Source organism: Nostoc sp. (genome assembly GCF_036919575.1).
Lineage (GTDB): Bacteria > Cyanobacteriota > Cyanobacteriia > Cyanobacteriales > Nostocaceae > Nostoc.
The window spans coordinates 45002-65994 of record NZ_JBALBY010000092.1; the positions used below are offsets into that span (position 1 = coordinate 45002).

Annotated in this window: 5 protein-coding genes and 1 pseudogene; all 6 read left to right on the plus strand. The window is 41.3% G+C overall.

All coding sequences use genetic code 11. From position 1 onward, the window contains the following. Nucleotides 1–38 precede the first annotated feature (38 nt). The 6 genes and pseudogenes from V7K27_RS23225 (at nucleotide 39) to V7K27_RS23250 (ending at nucleotide 20993) form a co-directional block, all read left to right on the plus strand. Nucleotides 39–3572: a non-ribosomal peptide synthetase gene (locus V7K27_RS23225; protein WP_334950445.1), complete on the plus strand. Its 3534-nt coding sequence runs from the start codon at nucleotides 39–41 to the stop codon at nucleotides 3570–3572. Between the two features lie 12 nt (nucleotides 3573–3584). Beyond that, on the plus strand, nucleotides 3585–8225 hold the full coding sequence (locus tag V7K27_RS23230) for a type I polyketide synthase (protein WP_334950446.1): 4641 nt from the start codon (nucleotides 3585–3587) through the stop codon (nucleotides 8223–8225). Between the two features lie 118 nt (nucleotides 8226–8343). Then, nucleotides 8344–13053, plus strand: a pseudogene (locus tag V7K27_RS23235) (amino acid adenylation domain-containing protein); the annotation flags it as partial. A 1-nt stretch (nucleotide 13054) separates the two neighbouring features. After that, nucleotides 13055–14467: a condensation domain-containing protein gene (locus V7K27_RS23240; RefSeq protein ID WP_334950448.1), complete on the plus strand. Its 1413-nt coding sequence runs from the start codon at nucleotides 13055–13057 to the stop codon at nucleotides 14465–14467. Nucleotides 14468–14554: 87 nt separating this feature from the next. Next, a complete protein-coding gene (gene ectB, locus V7K27_RS23245) occupies nucleotides 14555–15814 on the plus strand; it encodes a diaminobutyrate--2-oxoglutarate transaminase (protein WP_334950599.1) in 1260 nt (419 codons plus the stop codon). Nucleotides 15815–15923: 109 nt separating this feature from the next. Continuing rightward, nucleotides 15924–20993, plus strand: a complete 5070-nt coding sequence (locus tag V7K27_RS23250) for an amino acid adenylation domain-containing protein (protein WP_334950449.1) — start codon at nucleotides 15924–15926, stop codon at nucleotides 20991–20993.

The window sequence follows — 20993 nt, forward strand, 5'->3', positions numbered from 1 at the left end:
AATACTTTTTGAACAAGTAATTTTTAGAAACTAAAATTATGAAACCCATAGAAGAGTTTTTGTTGTATTTAGATGACTTAGATATTAAACTTTGGATTGATGAAGTTAACGGATCTCCTGCACGAGATGTTCGCCTGCTCTGTAATGCCCCTAAAGGAACACTAATACCAGACATACGTGCTGAGTTAGCTGAACGTAAAGATGAAATTATCGCGTTTCTGCAAAAAACCAGTCTCGCCTCAACTTTCACTCTTGAACTTATTCAACCCATTTCAAGGAACGGAACTATCCCTTTGTCGTTGAATCAGCAAAGATTGTGGTTTATACACCAAATTGATGGAGAAAGTACTACCTATAACGAGTTTTTTACCGTCAGCATTAAGGGTTTGCTTCAGATTAGTCATTTGGAGCAGAGTTTGCAAGAAATTATACAGCGACACGAAATTCTACGCACCACTTTTCCCCATCAGGATGGGTATCCAATCCAGGCGATCGCCCCGACTCTGACAATAACTCTACCAGTGATGGACTTGCAGGCATTGCCAAAAGTTGAGCAGTCTACTCTCATACAACAGTTATCTAAAGAAGTTCAACGACCCTTTGACCTAGTCAATGGTCCGTTGTTGCGAGTTACTTTGGTGCAACTAGAGAAAGAGTCTTATGTGTTGCTACTTTGTATGCACCACATTGTCTATGATGGTTGGTCAATGGGGGTATTCATTCAAGAACTATCTACTTTATATCAAGCTTTTTGTGCTGGAGTTCCATCCCCCTTACCAAAATTACCTATCCAGTATGCCGACTTTGCAGTTTGGCAGAGACAATGGTTGAGTAAAGAAATCCTAAAAACTCAACTAAATTACTGGCAGCAGCAATTGCATGGCGCTCCATCCCGATTACAATTACCTACTGACCGGACTCGTCCAAGTGTGCAAACTTATCAGGGTAGGACTGAAAGTTTTACGTTAAATAGGGATTTAACTCAGAAATTGCAAACCCTATCTCAACAGTCGGGTACTACCTTATTTATGACCCTACTGGCAGCGTTTTCCACTTTACTATATCGTTACAGTGGTCAATCAGATATTTTAATTGGTTCACCCATTGCCAATCGTAACCGCAGTGAAATTGAGTCACTGATTGGCTTTTTTGTGAATACCTTGGTGTTGAGAACCCGTTTTGAAGATAATCCCAGTTTTGAGAAGTTGCTTACACAAGTTCGGCAAACTACACTCAAAGCTTATGAACATCAGGATGTGCCTTTTGAACAGGTAGTTGAGGCATTGCAACCACAACGTTCTTTGAGTCATTCCCCCCTGTTTCAGGTGATGTTTGTATTGCAAAATACACCAATGAGTGAATTAGAATTACCTGGTTGTACCTGGTATGAGTTAAATCAAGAAAGCACGATTGCTAGGTTTGATTTGACACTTTCAATCACCGAAACTGACCGGGGATTGGTGGGCGAATGGGAGTATAATACTGACTTGTTTGATGGGTCAACCATTGAGCGGATGGCTGCTCATTTCCAGAACTTGTGTAGCGCAATTGTGGAAAATCCAGTAGCAACTGTGGGTGAATTACCCTTACTCAGTGAAGCAGAACGCCATCAGTTGTTGGTGGAGTGGAATGATACTGCGTCAGTATATCCCACTGATAAATGTATTCATCAGTTATTTGAGGAGCAGGTAGAGAGAACACCCCTAGCGGTGGCAGTGGTATTTGAGAATCAGCAGTTGACCTACCAGCAATTAAATCAAAGAGCCAACCAACTAGCACATCACCTGCAAACCCTCGGTGTCGGACCAGAAGTATTGGTGGGCATTTGTGTAGAACGTTCAATTGAGATGGTGGTGGGACTGTTGGGGATACTTAAGGCTGGTGGTGCTTATGTACCCCTTGACCCCAATTATCCCCAAGAACGGTTGAGTTATATGTTGGCAGATTCACAATTACCAATACTACTAACTCAACAGCACTTACTCAAACAACTTCCAGAACACCAGACACAAATAATTTCTTTGGATGAAGATTGGCAAAACTTTGCTGATTATTCTCAGGATAACCCTTGTACGCAAGTCAAATCAGACAATTTAGCTTATATAATTTATACTTCTGGTTCTACTGGAAAACCCAAGGGAACAATGATTCTCCATAGTGGTATGGTGAATTATTTAAGCTGGTGTACAAAAGCTTATAATGTTGCTGATGGAGAAGGTTCTACTGTCAATTCTTCTATTAGCTTCGATGCCACTATTACCAGTTTATTTTCTCCTTTATTGGTAGGACTAATAGTAGTTCTTTTACCAGAGAAAGGAGAAATTGAAGCACTTAAAGCAGCATTGTGTTCTGGTACTAAGTTTAGCCTTGTAAAGATTACTCCGGCTCATTTAAAAATACTCAGCCATTTATTTGCCTCAGAACAAGTAAACATTCAAACTCAAGCATTTATTATTGGTGGGGAAGCCTTATCAGAAAAAGTTACTTCTTTCTGGCAAAAACACGCACCAGCAACTAGATTGATTAACGAATATGGCCCTACAGAAACTGTAGTCGGATGCTGTATTTACGAAGTTGGAAAACAAAGCTTAAGAGGAGGTGATATTCCCATCGGTCGCCCCATAAGTAACACCCAAATCTACATCTTAGACTCACACCTCCAACCAGTACCCATAGGCGTAGCTGGAGAATTGTACATTGGAGGTGATGGTTTAGCCAGAGGTTACCTCAACCGCCCAGAACTAACCCAAGAAAAATTTATCCCAAATCCCTTTAATGATTCAAAATTCAAAAGCGATGCCCTGAGCTTGTCGAAGGGTCAAAATTCCAAATTGTATAAAACAGGGGATTTGGCTCGATATTTGCCTGATGCGAAGATTGAATTTCTTGGTCGCATAGACCAGCAAGTGAAGGTGCGGGGTTTCCGCATTGAATTGGGAGAAATTGAAGCAGTCCTCAACACCCATCCCCAAATCCAACAAGCTGTAGTTATTGCAACAGAAGATATTCCTGATAAAAACGGCTTAGTTGCCTATTTTGTCAGCTCTGATGAATCACTTACCACCAATCAAATACGTGAATTCCTCAAACAGAAGCTACCAGAATACATGGTGCCAAATGCCTTTGTCACCTTAGACACCCTACCGTTAACACCCAATGGCAAAATAGACCGCAAAGCACTACCAGCACCTGATGGGGAAATTACACGGTCAACTGAAGCTTATGTAAAACCGCAAACTGAGCTAGAACGAATGATTGCAACTGTTTGGCAAAACGTGCTTCAAGTAGAGGAGGTGGGTCTATATGACAATTTCTTTGATCTCGGCGGTCACTCATTACTTCTTATTAAGGTTCATAGTCAGTTGCGGGAAATTTTTAATCAAGATGTATCAATACTTGAAATGTTTAAATACCCAACCGTAAGCTCTTTCGCTCAATATTTGAATCAGGAAAAGAGTAACCACTTGTCTTCTTTTGACAAAAGCAACAATCAGCTTGAAGACATGAAAGAAGGGAGAAACCGTCTAAAACAAAGGTTGGTGCGTTCATCAGTAGTCAATCAAGAAAAATAAGAAAGATGCAATATGAATAACTTTACAACATCTGGTTATAATACTGGTTTAGAAGTAGCTATTGTTGGCATGGCTGGTCGTTTTCCAGGAGCTAAAAATATTGATGAGTTTTGGTACAATCTACTCGATGGTGTCGAGTCTTTATCAGTTTTCTCAGACGAGGAATTATTATCTTCTGGTATAGATCCTGCTGTACTGAGTCATCCTCAGTACGTCAAAGCAGGCCCTATGTTGGATGATGTAGAGATGTTTGACGCTTCATTCTTCGGCTACACGCCCAGAGAAGCTCAAATTACAGATCCTCAACACCGCTTATTCTTAGAGTGTGCTCAAGAGGCTCTTGATAACGCTGGCTACAACCCCCAAATATATAAAAGTCCAATTGGTGTCTACGCTGGTGCAAGCACGAACATTTACTTACTCAAAAACCTTGCTTCCAACCTTGAGTTGAGCGAATTGCTGGGAACTTTCCAAACGATGATTTCCAATGAGAACGACCACCTTAGCACCCTCGTATCTTATAAATTAAATCTTACCGGACCAAGTGTCACAGTCCAAACTGCCTGCTCTACATCATTAGTTGCTGTGCATTTAGCTTGTCAAAGCTTGTTGAGTGGGGACTGCGAGATCGCTTTGGCTGGTGGAGTTGCACTACAATTGCCACAAAAGACTGGCTATCTATATCAAGAGGGCGGGATTTTATCTCCCGATGGGCATTGTCGCGCCTTTGATGCTAAGGCACAGGGAACGGTTGGTGGTTCAGGTGTAGGCATTGTTGTACTCAAGCGATTATCTCTTGCTCTGGCGGATAGGGATCACATTTATGCAGTCATTAAAGGGTCAGCTATTAATAACGATGGTTCGTTAAAAGTTGGTTATACTGCTCCCAGTGTTGAAGGTCAAGCAAAGGTCATTCGATCTGCTCAAGTTACAGCTGAGATTGAAGCCGAAACACTGACCTATGTTGAGGCACATGGGACTGGAACAGTTCTAGGCGATCCCATTGAAATTGAAGCTCTAACTCAGGCTTTCCGTGCTAGTACTGAGAAGAAGGCTTTCTGCGCTATTGGTTCGGTGAAAACAAATATCGGACATCTAGATACAGTGGCTGGTGTTACAGGCTTAATCAAGACTGTCATGGCACTGAAACACAAGTTGCTGCCACCTAGTTTACACTTTGATGTACCCAATCCCAAAATTGATTTTGCTAACAGCCCCTTTTATGTAAATACTAAGGTTTCCGAATGGAAGTCCAAGCCATTTCCCCGTCGGGCTGGGGTCAGCTCCTTTGGTATTGGTGGTACTAATGCCCATGTTGTTCTCGAAGAAGCTTCTACTGTCCAGATGGGAGATATCAGGTCTTTCCATTCTAGACCCTGGCAATTGCTGCTTCTATCTGCTAAAACTAGCTCTGCACTTGATACCGCTACCAAAAATTTACTTGACCACTTAAAGCAACATCCAGATTTAAACCTTGTTGATGTGGCTTACACCCTTGGAGTTGGTCGTAGGGACTTCAACTACCGACGGATGCTTGTTTGCCATGATTTTGAAGATGCTGTAAATACATTGGAGGCGCTACCTGATAAACGAGTTTTAACAAATTTCCAAGAAACAAGGCAACGACCTATCACATTCATGTTTCCGGGGCAGGGAGCGCAGTATACAAATATGGCATCGGAACTTTACCAGGTTGAGCCGACGTTTCGCTCATTTGTTGACCAGTGCTGTGAACTTCTCAAACCGCACTTAGGGTTAGACCTACGCCATCTATTATATCCAATATCTGAACAGGTAGAACTTTCAACCCAGCAACTTAATCAAACAGCTATTACACAGTCGGCGCTGTTTGTTATTGAGTACTCTTTAGCGAGGTTGTGGATAGAGTGGGGAGTGCGTCCTGTGGCGATGATTGGTCACAGCATCGGTGAATATGTAGCTGCGTGTTTAGCTGGGGTTTTCTCCCTAGAAGATGCCTTGATGCTAGTGGCGGCACGAGGGCAATTAATGCAGAAACTGCCACCTGGAGCAATGCTCGCCGTTCCACTGTCTGTAGAACAAGTGCAACCAATATTGAGCGAGAAACTGTCCTTAGCGGCAATTAACGAACCATCCTTATGCGTGATCTCAGGTTCCATACAAGCTGTGGCTCAACTAGAAAGTTATCTGATTGAAAAAGGTATAAGTAGTCACCGTTTGCATACTTCCCATGCTTTTCATTCAGAAATGATGGACTCCATCTTAGAGCCATTCACTCTTATGGTAAAAAAAGTTGACCTGAAACTACCAGAAATTCCTTATGTATCTAACGTTACTGGTAACTGGATAACAGCAGCCCAAGCTACAGACCCAAGTTACTGGGCTACACATCTACGCTCTTCTGTGCGCTTTACAGATGGTATGCAGCTATTGCTGCAAGAACCGGAGCGTATTCTGTTGGAGGTCGGTCCTGGGCGAACGTTAAGCACGTTAGCGAAACAGCATCCCCAGAAGGCTATAGGGCAGGTTGTACTAAATTCACTACAGCATCCGAAAGAGCGGCAGTCAGATGTAGAATTCTTGCTCACTACCTTGGGTCAGATCTGGCTAGCTGGCATACAGGTTGATTGGGCAGGTTTTTATCGACATGACCAACATTATCGCATACCCTTACCAACATATCCGTTTGAGCGTCAGCGCTACTGGATTGAACCCCGAAAACAAGCAGATGCTGTTAACACCAGTGTAGAAATGTTGTCTTCAACATCTCAATCACACAAAAAGCCAAACATTGCTGACTGGTTTTACATTCCTTCCTGGAAACGCTCTCCACTCAGCGCCCGTAAACGAGATGAGATGCCAGTTCAGTCAAATACACTTGTGTTTATGGATGAGTGTGGCTTAGGTTCTCAACTGGTGAAAAAACTCGAACTTGAGGGACAGGATGTGATTACGGTGAAGGTGGGGTCGGAGTTTACAAAGCTGAGTGAGTGTGTATATACCTTAAATCCCGGACAAGGTAATGATTACAATACACTGCTTAATGAACTACACACATTGGGCAAAACTCCACAAACAATTGTTCATTTATGGAATGTCACGCCGAACAGTGAAGCAAAATTAGGACTTGAATCGATTGACAAAGCTCAAGATTTAGGATTTAATAGTCTACTGTTTCTAGCACAAGCCCTTGGGAAACAAACTATTAATGATCAGCTGCATATCGCGGTTGTTTCCAACAATATGCAGGAAGTCACAGGCGTTGAGGTGCTATGCCCAGAAAAAGCAACTACACTTGGACCGATTAAGGTCATAGCCCAAGAATATCCAAACATCAGCTGTTGCAGTATTGATGTTGTGATTCCTCTAAAAGCAAGTTTGCATGAGGAAGAACTCACCTTGCAGTTGCTGGCAGAACTGACAACTCAATCTTGCGATCGCTTTATTGCTTATCGTGGTGTTCATCGTTGGGTACAAACTTTTGAACCAGTTCAGTTGGATAAGTCCAAGGAAGCGACACCACGGTTAAGGAAAGGAGGAGTCTATCTGATTACGGGTGGACTTGGAGGTATTGGACTTGTGCTGGCGGAATATTTGGCGAAAACTGCACAAGCCAAACTCATCCTAATCGGACGTTCAGCTTTGCCCCTAAAAGAGGAGTGGCAACAATGGCTTGCTAGTCATGCAGCTCTTGATAGCGTTAGTTTAAAAATCCGGAAAGTTCAAGAACTGGAAGAACTAGGTGCTGAGGTTTTGGCGATCGCAGCAGATGTCAGCAATCAGCAACAAATGCAAGAAGCTATTACTAGGGCAAAGAACCAATTTGGTCAGATTAATGGAGTGATCCATGCCGCAGGAGTTCCAGGAGGCGGCGTGATTCAAGGCAAAACTCTAGATGGTGTAGAGAAAATTCTAGCACCCAAAGTGAAAGGCACACTAGTTCTCGATTCTATCTTTAAGGATGTTCCGCTAGATTTCTTTGTTCTGACATCATCAATTACTTCAATCATAGGAGGATTTGGGCAGGTAGACTATACTAGTGCAAATGCCTTTCTTGATGCCTTTACTCACTACAAGAATTCCAAATGTGGCACTTTCACCGTATGTACTAACTGGGATACTTGGCAAGAAGTGGGCATGGCAGTAAACGTAACGCTACCCGACGTACTCCAAAAATTGCGTAATGAGATACTTAAACTAGCGATCTTGCCCAGTGAGGGCGTAGATGCCTTTAGCCGCATTTTGGGAAGTAAATTGTCCCAAGTTGTGATATGTCCTAGAGATTTACATATTCGGGAAGAGTGGGAAAATGCTCCAAAAGATTTCTTGGAACCGCAAGAGTTCACAATCTCATCAAAACTAACACATCCAAGACCTGAACTCAGTAATCCTTATGTTGCTCCTGGTAATGAACTCGAGCAAACTATTGCCAACATCTGGCAACAGTTATTGGGAATTGAGCAAGTGGGCATTCACGACAACTTCTTTACCTTGGGAGGACATTCCTTGCTAGCCACTCAACTCATTTATAGGATGCAGAAAACCTTCCAAGTTAAGTTACCCTTGAGCAGCTTCTTTGAAGCGACTACTATTGCAAAGTTAGCCGAACTGATTGAAGAGATGATAATCGAGAAAATTGAAGAATTACCTGAAGAAGAAGTTCGACTTCTTTAAGACTTATTTCATCATCTTTAGCTTGTATTTATAACAGCCAAGTTTTGAGGAGAGGTTGTTAAAAAGCTATAATCTCAAACTGTTTTTCTCTAATTATCTTTCTAAGAAGAGGTGAAATGTGTCTAAACAAGATAATCTTTCCAGACGGCGAGCTAATCTTTCACCAGCAAAGCAAGGGCTTCTGGAAAAGTGGACACGAGGTGAACATAAAACCAAATTGAGTGTTATCGAGCAGCGCAAAGAGCAGGCTCCTCCTCCACTAACTTTTGCCCAACAGCGGCTGTGGTTTCTTAACCAGTTAGATCCCAATAGCATTAGCTATAACATCCCTGTCGCCATTCGCCTTAAAGGGAGGCTTAACCAGGCAGCGTTGGAGCAAAGCTTCAACAAAATTGTGCTGCGTCATGAAGTCTTGCGGACAACCTTTGCCGTTATAGATAGCCAACCCGTTCAAGTCATTCACCCTGCCTCCACCTCCATCATATCAGTAGTAGATCTCCGGAATCTGCCTGATATTAAGCGTGAAACTGAGGTAAAGCAGCTGATTATTGAGGCAGCCCAATGTCCTTTTGACTTGGGCGTTGCTCCATTGCTACGTACAACTTTACTGTGGCTGGATGAGGAGGAATACATCCTGCTAGTAGTGATGCATCACATTGTTACTGATGAATGGTCAATGGGGGTATTCATCGAAGAACTATCTACTTTATATCAAGCTTTTTGTGCTGGAGTTCCATCACCCTTACCAGAATTACCTATCCAGTATGCAGACTTCGCAGTTTGGCAAAGACAATGGTTGAGTGAGTCCGTCCTAGAAACTCAACTCAATTACTGGCTTGCTCAATTAGATGGTGCGCCAGAATTGTTACAATTGCCCACTGACCGCCCTCGTCCTAGTGTGCAGACTTACCAGGGTACAACTCAAAGTTTGACTTTAAATACTGATTTAACCCAGAAGTTGCAAACCCTATCTCAAGAGTCGGGTACAACCTTATTTATGACCCTACTGGCGGCGTTTGCCACTTTACTATATCGTTACAGTGGTCAATCAGATATTTTAATTGGTTCACCCATTGCCAATCGCAACCCCAGTGAAATAGAGTCACTGATTGGCTTTTTTGTGAATACCTTGGTATTGAGAACCCGTTTTGAAGATAACCCTAGTTTTGAGAAGTTGCTTACACAAGTTCGGCAAACTACACTCAAAGCTTATGAATATCAGGATGTGCCTTTTGAACAGGTAGTTGAGGCATTGCAACCACAACGTTCTTTGAGTCATTCCCCCCTGTTTCAGGTGATGTTTGTGTTGCAAAATGCACCTAAGGGTGAACTAGAATTACCTGGTGTTACCTGGTGTGAGTTAAATCAGCAAAGCACAACTGCTATGTTTGATTTAACAGTGTCAATCACCGAAACTGACCACGGATTGGTGAGTAAATGGGAGTACAATACTGACTTGTTTGATGGGTCAACCATTGAGCGGATGGCTGCTCATTTCCAGAACTTGTGTAGCGCGATTGTGGAAAATCCAGTAGCAACTGTGGGTGAATTACCCTTACTCAGTGAAGCAGAACGCCATCAGTTGTTGTCGTTTAATGATACAGCGTCAGTATATCCCACTGATAAATGTATTCATCAGTTGTTTGAGGAGCAGGTAGAGAGAACACCCCGAGCTGTAGCGGTGGTATTTGAGAATCAGCAGTTGACCTACCAGGAATTAAATCAAAGAGCCAACCAACTAGCACATCACCTGCAAACCCTCGGTGTCGGACCAGAAGTATTGGTAGGCATTTGTGTAGAACGTTCGATTGAAATGCTGGTGGGACTGTTGGGGATACTTAAGGCTGGTGGTGCTTATGTACCCCTTGACCCCAATTATCCCCAAGAACGGTTGAGTTATATGTTGGCAGATTCGGGTATTGAGGTGTTGCTTACTCACAGGTCTTTACTTGAATCTTTGCCATCACATACTGCACGAGTGGTTTGTTTGGATAGCGATTGGGGGGCAATAGAGCAACACCAGAAGGATAATCTTGATTTTGGGGTATGTTCGGATAATTTGGCTTATACGATCTACACTTCTGGTTCTACTGGACTACCGAAGGGGGTTCAAATTTGCCACCACAGTGTGGTCAACTTCTTAAATTCTATGAGTCATTTTCCGAGATTAACTCAGGAAGATACTTTCAGTGCAGTTACCACCATTTCCTTTGATATTGCAGCTCTTGAACTTTATCTGCCATTAATGGTAGGCGCAAAAGTTATCGTGGTTCCCCGTGAAATAGCTACTAATGGGGATTTGCTGTTTTCTGAATTATTCGAGTCGAAGACAACCGCTATGCAAGCTACACCAGCTACTTGGCAAATGCTATTAGCTGGTGGTTGGTCTTCTGATTATCCCTTGAAAGTATTTTGCGGTGGTGAAGCATTAGCAGCTCAACTAGCCGATCAAATTCTAGAAACTGGTAGCGAATTGTGGAATTTGTATGGCCCAACAGAAGCAACTATCTGGTCTACAATTTACCAAGTAGGAGCAAACAAAATAGTAGCAAGAAAGGAAGATGCTCCTTCTTCCATTGGTCGCCCCATAAGTAACACCCAAATCTACATCTTAGACTCACACCTCCAACCAGTACCCATAGGCGTAGCTGGAGAATTGTACATTGGAGGTGATGGTTTAGCCAGAGGTTACCTCAACCGCCCAGAACTAACCCAAGAAAAATTTATCCCAAATCCCTTCTCTGATTCTAAATCACAACGCCTTTACAAAACAGGCGACCTCGCCCGCTACAGTAGTGACGGTAATATTACCTTCATTGGTCGCATTGACCAGCAAGTGAAAGTGCGGGGCTTCCGTATAGAGTTGGGAGAAATCGAAGCAGTCCTCAACACCCATCCGCAAATCGAACAAGCTGTAGTTATTGCAAAAGAAGATATTCCTGGTAACAAACGCTTAGTTGCCTACGTAGTTTATTGCAATGAATCAATCACTACTAACAACCTACATGAATTCCTCAGACAGAAGCTACCAGAATACATGTTGCCAAATGCCTTTGTTACTTTAGACACCCTACCGTTAACACCCAATGGCAAAGTAGATCGCAAAGCACTACCAGCACCTGAAACTCTAAGAGATGATTTATCAGGGAGTTTTGTTGCACCTCAAACTCCAGTAGAAAAAATCCTAACCGAAATCTGGACTCAAGTTCTCCGCATCGAACAGGTAGGTATTCATGATAACTTCTTTGAGTTGGGTGGAGATTCAATTACCAGCATTCAGATTGTAGCCAGAGCCAAACAGATGGGTTTGGAACTCACTCCCAGGCAGATGTTTGCTCACCAAACAATTGCTAAATTGGCCGAGGTGACTACAACAACCCAAAATATTCACTTGGCGACTGGGGAGATACCGCTTACCCCCACCCAGCAATGTTTCTTCCAGCAAAATTTACCCAACCCAGCACGCTGCGCTCGGACAATTTTACTGGAAGTGCAACAAGCAATTGCACCCGAGCTTGTAGCGCAAGCCGTGCAGCAGTTACTGTTGCAGCATGATGCACTCCGCTTGCGTTTTAGAAACGAGGAATCTGGATGGCGGCAATTGCTAGCCTCTAGCGACGATGTTTTACCAATTACAAAACTAGATTTTTCCACGCTGGCAGAAGTAGAGCAAGAATCGGCACAAAAAGAAGCACTCGCCCAGTTACAAGCAAGTCTAAATTTATCAGATAAACCACTAATACAGTTTGCTCTTTGCGATCTAGGTAAGCAAAAGCCTCAGCGTATATTCATAGTCATTCACTCTTTAATTGTCGATCCTGCTGCTTGGCAGATTTTGCTAGAAGATTTCCAGACAGCTTGCAACCAAGTTATACTTGGAAAAACGATACAGTTGCCACCAAAGACAAGCTCATGGCAACACTGGGCTAATCGCGTCCATCAGTACGCTCGATCGTCAACTATCCAGCAAGAACTAGACTACTGGTTGGCAGAGTCTCGCAGGCAGGTACAGCCTTTACCAGTGGACTTTTATGAGGGTAAAATACAAGTAACAAATATTACTACAAGCTCAGTTGCCCTAAGTGCGGCACAGACGCAAGCCCTTTTACAGGAAGTACCTAAGGCTTATCAAACCCAAACTGATGATGTATTGCTGACAGCACTAGTGCAGGCATTTGAGCAGTGGACGGGAGAAAGCAAACTGCTGGTAGATTTGCAATGTCAAGGGTCAGAAAAAATCTTTGATGATATAAATGTATCGCGTACTGTCGGCTGTTTTACTAGTACCTTCCCAGCGCTATTAGATGCAACAGAGGCTAGCAATTCTGGAGAGACATTAAAGGCAATTAAAGAGCAGTTACGTTTGATACCAAATAAAGGTATTGGCTATAGTGTATTACGCTATCTCTGCGGTGACAGCACCGCCATAGAAATGCAAGCTCTACCGTCAGCAGAGGTGAGATTTTATCACCAAGAGCGATTTGATCGAGTTCTTCCTCAATTATCTCTGTTCACAGGGGTAAAACAATCTACTGATTTGAACCCAAGTATAGAAGAAAAGCATAACTATTTACTAGATATTAGTTGGTCGATTGTTGATAACCAGTTGCAACTGAATTGGGCATATAGCAAAGATATTTATCGCCAAAGCACGATAGAGAGATTGATTGAGACTTTCATGGAGGCATTGCGATCGCTCATCAGCCATTGTCAATCGAGTGAAACACAATATACACCTTCTGACTTTCCGCAAGCGAATTTGAGCCAAAAAGACTTAGATCGATTCCTAGCAACAATCAACCGCAAGAACACAAACGCGAGTAATTAAAATGAAAACAGAAAACATCGAAGATATCTACGAACTGACACCCATACAAAAGGGTCTGCTGTTCCAAAGTTTGTACGAGCCGGAATTAGGAGTGTATTTTTTCCAGTTTCGCTTTGCTATACGTGGCAATTTGAATGTTGTGGCTTTTGATCGCGCCTGGCAGCAAGTAGCAGCAAGGCATATGGCCTTACGTACAGGCTTTTACTGGGAAAATCTTGATAAACCGCTACAAATTGTCTACCGACAAATCAAAGTCCCGCTAAAAGAGCTTGATTTGCGAGGAATAGATTCAATAGAACAGCAAAAGCGCTTGCAGTCTTTTTTGGAAAGCGATCGCCAAAAGGGCTTCGATTTGTCCCAAGAATGCCTGATGCGCCTAACTTTAATTCGTTTAACCGATGACTCTTACCAATTTGTCTGGAGTTTCCACTTTATTATCATTGACGGCTGGTCAATACCCTTAATCTTCAAGGACTTAATTGAATTTTATAAAGCACAGTGCCAAGGTGAAGATTCACCTATAGAACCAGGTGTTCCCTACCGATACTACATTGACTGGTTGCAACAGCAAGACATATCTATAACCGAGAGGTTTTGGCAAGAAGCACTCAGCGGCATACAAGCGCCCACTCCTCTGACTAACCTAGATACGGATCGTCAGTCGAGTTTAGAAGAAAGATTTGACGAGCAAAACCTTTATTTATCAGCAGCAACTACAGCAGCATTACAATCATTGGCAAGACAGCATCAACTCACTCCAGGTACCTTATTCCAAGGAATTTGGGCTTTACTTCTAAGTCGTTACAGTTGTCATCGCACTGTAGTTTATGGCTGTACTGTTTCTGGTCGTCCAGCAGACCTAGAAGGGGTAGAGTCGATGGTAGGGACGTTAATCAACACCTTACCTGTAAAAGTAACAATTAATACTGAACAATCTTTACTGCAATGGCTCAAACAGCTTCAAGCTCAACTGTTGGAAATGCGTCAGTATGAGTACAGCCCATTAGTAGAAATTCAAGGCTGGAGTCAAGTACCAAGAAACTTACCCTTATTTGAGAGCATAGTAGTGTATGAAAAATTACCAATAGATCCGATTTTAGAGCAATGGCAGGGAGATTTAGAAGTTTCTTCAGGCACTAGTTATTACAAAACTAATTATCCCTTAACTATAGCCATCTATCCTGATTTGGAGTTTTGTATAGCTATCAATTATGATTTCCGCCGTTTTGATGCTGCCACAATTAGCAACATTCAGAAAGATTTTGAGATATTGCTTCAAGGTATGGTGAATCATCCTGATGTACTATTAAAAGACTTATTATTGCTTTTGGATCGAGAACAGCATATTTATTCTTTGCTGGAAAAAGAAGTAACATTTGATTTTGATTTTGACAAAACAGCAACAGTCTATTAAAGGACACTATTTATCGCTATTCTGGTTTATTCATCTACAGAAGAGGTATTTATGAGTTTCATGTCCATAAAACAAGAAAACGATCGTCTGAATATTTTTGAAGAAAAAGAATCTAACGTCAGAAGTTATTGTAGAAACTTTCCCGACATTTTTCATCGAGCTAAAGGTTCTATCATCTATTCTGAGTCTGGTAAAGAGTATATTGATTTTTTGGCTGGTGCCGGAGCTTTAAATTATGGTCATAACAATGACTATATAAAACAAAGAGTAATATCTTATTTAGATTCAGATGCGATCGCGCATGGTCTAGATATGTATACATCAGCCAAAAAAGAGTTTTTAGAAAAGTTTTTTAGTAGTGTATTAACCCCAAAAAACTTAGATTATAAAGTACAATTTTGCGGACCAACTGGTACAAATGGAGTTGAAGCAGCTTTAAAGTTAGCCCGCAAAATCAAAAAACGACCAGGGATTTTCTCTTTTATGGGGGGATATCATGGGATGACTTTGGGGAGCTTATCTGCTACTAGTAATATCAAGATGCGGTCTGGGGGTGTGACGACAAATAATGTTACATTCATGCCTTATCCATACGGATTTATGGAAAGCTTTGATACTATAGGCTTTATTGAATCTGTACTCAGTGATGTCAATTCAGGAATTGAAAAACCAGCCGCAATTCTTTTTGAAACAGTACAAGCTGAAGGGGGAATAGTTGTAGCACCTGTTGAGTGGATACAACAACTCAGAAATTTGTGCGATCGCCATGATATTTTACTAATTTGTGATGATATTCAAGTAGGCTGTGGTCGCACTGGCCCCTTCTTTTCATTTGAAAGAGCAAATATTGTTCCTGACATGGTAGTGCTATCAAAATCCATCAGTGGTTATGGATTCCCCATGTCATTATTATTAATTAAACCAGAGTTAGATATTTGGGAACCTGGAGAGCATACAGGTACTTTTCGCGGAAATCAACTAGCTTTCGTTGGTGGTGTAGCTGCCTTGGAATATCGAGAAAATTGCCATCTTGAAAATGAGGTCAAAGTTAAAGAGTTTTTCTTACAAAACTTTTTAGTTCAGGAAATAGTGCCAATTAATGAAAATATTAAAATCCGGGGAATAGGAATGATTTGGGGAATTGATTTAGTAAATTTTGGTGGTGCTAGTCTTGCTAAAAAAATAGCTGCCTGCTGTTTTGAATTAGGATTAATCGTAGAGCGAGTTGGCAGAAACGATACAGTTATAAAAATTTTACCCCCATTGACAATTGAACTATCAACATTACAAACCGGATGTTCAATTATTAAAGAGGCTTTTCTTGATTGTTTATTACATTTAAAATAAAATTTCATTTCTGATGACAACCAACTGATAAATATAAGCCTAGATATTGAACAAACAACCCATACAATACTTTTCAGGAGACATAATGATGCTTGCTAATGAAACTAGAATGAACCCAATATCTCAAAATTCTTTTCCGCAAAAAATATACTGGTTAAATAAATTATCCGGAGAGTTACCAGAGACAAATATCTTACTAGACTATATTAGACCCAACTCAGATAGTGGACACAATCAAACCATTACATTTGAGCTATCAAATGCTATATCACAAAAAATCATTAAATTCACTAAAAAATCTGAATTATCTATATATTTATTCCTGGTAGCAGTACTCAACATACTGTTATATAAATATATTGGCAACTCTGATATCATTATCGGCTCACCTACTTATTACTCTGAAACTAGTAAAGAATTAGTCAATAACTTTGTGCCATTACGGTTTCAGGTTAAAAATCAACTTACTTTCAAAGAATTTCTATTACAAGTTAAAAATACTACTATTGGTGCTTACAGCCATCAAAACTATCCCTTAGATAAATTAGTGCGCTTGTTAGAAATTCTACCAAGTCAAAATCGCTGTCCCATTTTTGACATCGTGGTTTTATTAGAAAATATTCATACTCAAGCAGCACTACCTCAACTGAAAAATGATATTACTTTTGCTTTTACAGTTGAACATAACCATCTTAGCGGCCAAATCATTTATAATGAATGTCTTTTTGATAAAGAAACTATCAAAAGAATAGTCAAACATTATGTAACTATAATCGAGTGTGTAATCAATAACTTAGACTTGCAAATTTCCGAGATTGATTTATTAACAGATGATGAGAAATATCAATTATTAACAGAATTTAACGATAATACTCAAGTTTATCCAGTTACACAGACGATTCATCAATTATTTGAGGAGCAGGTACAGCAAACACCAAATAAAATTGCTTTAGTCTATCGAGATACGGAAGTAACATATCATGAACTTAACGAAACAGCCAATAGATTAGCCTATCTGCTGCAAAAATTAGGAGTAAAACCAGGCGATTTTGTCGGAATTTTACATCAGCGTCATCCCAATTTTCTGATAGGAATGCTGGCTATCCTCAAGGTGGGTGGAGCTTATGTACCTATTGATAGCAGTTATCCGCAAGAGAGAATCAGGTATATGCTATCTAATAGTAAAGTGCAGGTTCTCTTGACAGAATCAGCCTTATTAGATCTATTAAATTATCAAACAAAGGATTATCATGATTTAAAATACTTAGTCTGTTTAGATATTGCAGATAACCATCAAGTCATTTCTACTTTAGCTGGAGTCAATATCTACGGAAAAAATGATTTTCAACAATTATCACCATTTAATTTAGCACTGATAAATCATCGCGGGATTGAACCAGCTTACATGATTTATACTTCTGGTTCTACCGGCTTACCAAAAGGAGTCATTATTAGACATGGAGGCGCAATTAATCATATTTATGCCCAATTTGATGCTTTAGAGTTAACTGAAGAACTAGCTTTTCTACAAAGCGCTCCCGCTTCATCAGATATTTCTGTTTGGCAATTTTTAGCGCCCCTACTTATTGGGGGAAAAACTGTTATTGTCGATACGGAAACTATTTTACAACCGTCACAATTATTTCAGATCGTTCAAGCACAAAAGCTTACTCTTATTGAACTCGTCCCGGTTGTACTCAAAGGATTACTTGACTATATTTCCAGTTTATCGACTCAGCAAAGATTATTACCGCATCTGCAATGGATGATGGTAACGGGAGAATCTGTGTCGGTAGAATTGGTCAATTATTGGTTGAGTATCTATCCAGAAATTGGGGTTGCCAATGCTTACGGGCCTACGGAAGCGGCTGATGATATTACTCAATTTATTATCAAAAAACCTTTACCAGAAAATCAACGAAGTGTTCCGCTCGGTAAACCATTAGCAAACTTAAATCTTTATATTCTTGATTCTGAGATGAAATTACTCCCAATTGGTGTTCCAGGAGAAATTTGTGTATCGGGATTTGGGGTTGGCAAAGGATATTGGAAAAATGAAGCAAGTACCAAGTCAAGTTTTATTTCCAACCCATTTTTAGATACTGCTAAACCCTTACCAAGCACTGAACAAGACTTCATCTACAAAACTGGAGATTTAGGCAGGTGGCTTGCTGATGGAACTATTGAATTTTTAGGACGGATAGACCACCAAGTTAAGATTCGTGGCTTCCGCATTGAGCTAGGAGAGATTGAGGCGCTACTGGCACAGCATCCAGCCGTACGGGAGATTGTGGTGATAGCTAGGGAAGATAGTCCTGGAAACAAGCGCTTAGTAGCTTACGTTGTCCCTCAAATAGAAATTGTAGAAGTCCAGCATAACCTGCGGTATTTTATGCAGGAGAAACTACCAGAACACATGATACCTTCAGCTTTTGTGCTATTGGAGGCATTGCCATTAACACCTAACGGTAAAGTAGACCGCCGCGCTTTACCAGCACCAGAACAAACACAGCAACCATTGCCAGAAATATTTATCCCACCGCGCACATTTGTTGAGGAAATGGTAGTTACTATCTGGTCTAAAGTCTTGGGTATCGAACATATCGGTATTAACGATAATTTCTTTGAACTGGGGGGACACTCGTTGCTGGCAACGATGGTGATTGCTCGCCTCAGAGAAGCATTTGGGATTGAACTACCTCTACGCTGTTTATTTGAAGCACCTACTGTAGCTAGTTTAAGCGATCGCATTGGGCGCATAGACCAAAAACTTCAGGCTCCTCCCATTCAACGGGTATCGCGGGAGCAACAACTGCCTCTGTCTTTCGCTCAACAGCGACTTTGGTTCCTCGACCAATTACAACCCGGTAATGCCTATAACATCCCGCTAGGAGTGCGTCTTTTCGGTGTACTCAATATAGTGGCGCTACAGCAAAGTTTTCAAGAAGTTATTAACCGTCACGAAGCCTTGCGAACAGTGTTTACCACGGTAGCAAATCAACCAATTCAAGTCATTATCCAGTCTGTTAGCTTCACTCTGTCAGTGGTAGATTTACAGCATCTAGCACCAACAGAACGGGAAGCCAAAGCTCTACAACTAGCCAAAGAGGAGGCACGAAAACCCTTTACGCTAGACCAATGGCCGTTGCTGCGGGTAACTTTATTACAGCTAGACGATACAGAATATTTACTACTACTGACAATACATCACATTGTGGCTGATGGCTGGTCAATGGGAATTTTGGTTCAGGAAGTAGCTACACTCTACGAAGCCTTCTGTGCTGGTAAACCCTCTCCACTTCCCCAGCTTCCTTTGCAATACGTTGATTATGCTGTTTGGCAGCGACAATGGTTACAAGGAGAAGTCCTAGAGACGAAGCTTTCTTACTGGAAGCAGCAATTGGGTCATAACTTGCCGACGCTACAACTACCAACTAAGCAAAATTCCACTTCCCACTTCCAGAGTGCAACCCACGACTTTCAACTCTCTCCACAACTGTCCGCCGCACTCAATAAACTGAGCCGCCAAGAGTCTGTCACCCTATTTATGACAGTGCTAGCAGCTTTTCAGACACTGCTATATCGCTACACAAATCAGGACGATATGATTGTTGGCACCGATCTAGCTAATCGTACTCAGTCTGAGATTGAACAATTAATAGGTTTTTTTGTCAATCTCCTGGTTTTACGCACCGATATGAGTGGCAATCCCACTTTCTACGAATTGCTAGAGCGAGTCCGGGAGGTAACATTAAAAGCCTATGCTCATCAAGACTTACCTTTCGAGAAACTGGTCGCAGAACTGCGACCAGAACGAAGCCTGAGTCAAACACCATTATTTCAAGTTTTGTTCGTCATGCAAAATGCACCCATGCCGACCATAGAAGTGAGTGGGTTAACTCTCAGTCCGTGGGAAATTGAAAACGAAACAGCATTTGATTTAGCTGTGTTCGTTGCGGAAACAGAACATCAAATTGTGGGTAGTTGGAAATACAATGCTGACTTATTTGATGCTGCTACCATCACTAAAATGTCAAATCATTTTGAAACTTTATTAGCCAGTATTGTCAAGCAACCTGATGCTTCTTTGAATACATTAGAAATGCTGACTGAATCAGAAAAGCAGCAACAAGCTATGGAAGAAATTAAACGGGAAAAAAGCAATTTTAGCAAGTTTAAATCTATTAAACCTAAAGCGATACGTCTGTCAGAAGAGTTAATCGAGACAGAGTATTTGCAGCCAGGACAGACATTACCTTTAGTAATCAAACCTGTTGCTGACGATATCGACTTAGTAGATTGGGTAAAGAGCAGTCGCGCTCCGATCGAAAGTAAATTATTACAGCATGGTGCAATTTTATTTCGAGGTTTCAATCTCAAATCGGTTTCGGAATTTGAAAGAATAGCTAGTGCTATTTGTCCTCAATTATTTGCTAACTATGGAGATTTGCCCAAAGAAGGTATTAGCGATCGAGTTTATAGTTCTACTCCTTACCCTTGCGATCGAGCAATTCTTTTCCACAATGAAAGTTCTCACCTGCACCAGTGGCCGCTAAAAATCTGGTTCTTTTGCTTGCAACCAGCCCAACAAGGAGGGGAAACACCGATTGTTGACTGCCATAAAGTTTATCAACTTCTCGATCCAAAACTGCGAGAAAGATTCGAGCAAAAACAATTAATGTACGTCCGCAATTACATTGAAGGTTTAGATGTCAGTTGGCAAAATTTCTTTCACACTGATGATAAAACAGTTGTCGAAAAAGCTTGCCGTCAGTCTGGTATGGATTTTGAGTGGCTTCCTAATAATGGCTTGAGAACTCTTAAAGTGAGACCTGCAATATCTCAGCATCCCCAGACGGGAAAATCTCTATTTTTCAATCAAGTGCAACTGCACCACATTTCTTGTTTGGAATCAGATGTCAGGGCATCTCTCCTATCTACTCTGGGAGAAGAAAATTTACCGCGCAATGTCTATTACGGAGATGGTTCTCCTATCGAAGACTCAGTTATGGCAGAAATCGAGGCAGTTTATCAGCAAGCCAAAGTCAGCTTTCCCTGGCAACAAGGAGACATATTGATGTTGGACAATATGCTGACTGCCCACGGACGCAATCCTTATAAAGGTTCTCGAAAGATTGTCGTAGCAATGGGCGAAATGATTTCTAGCACAAATAGTTAA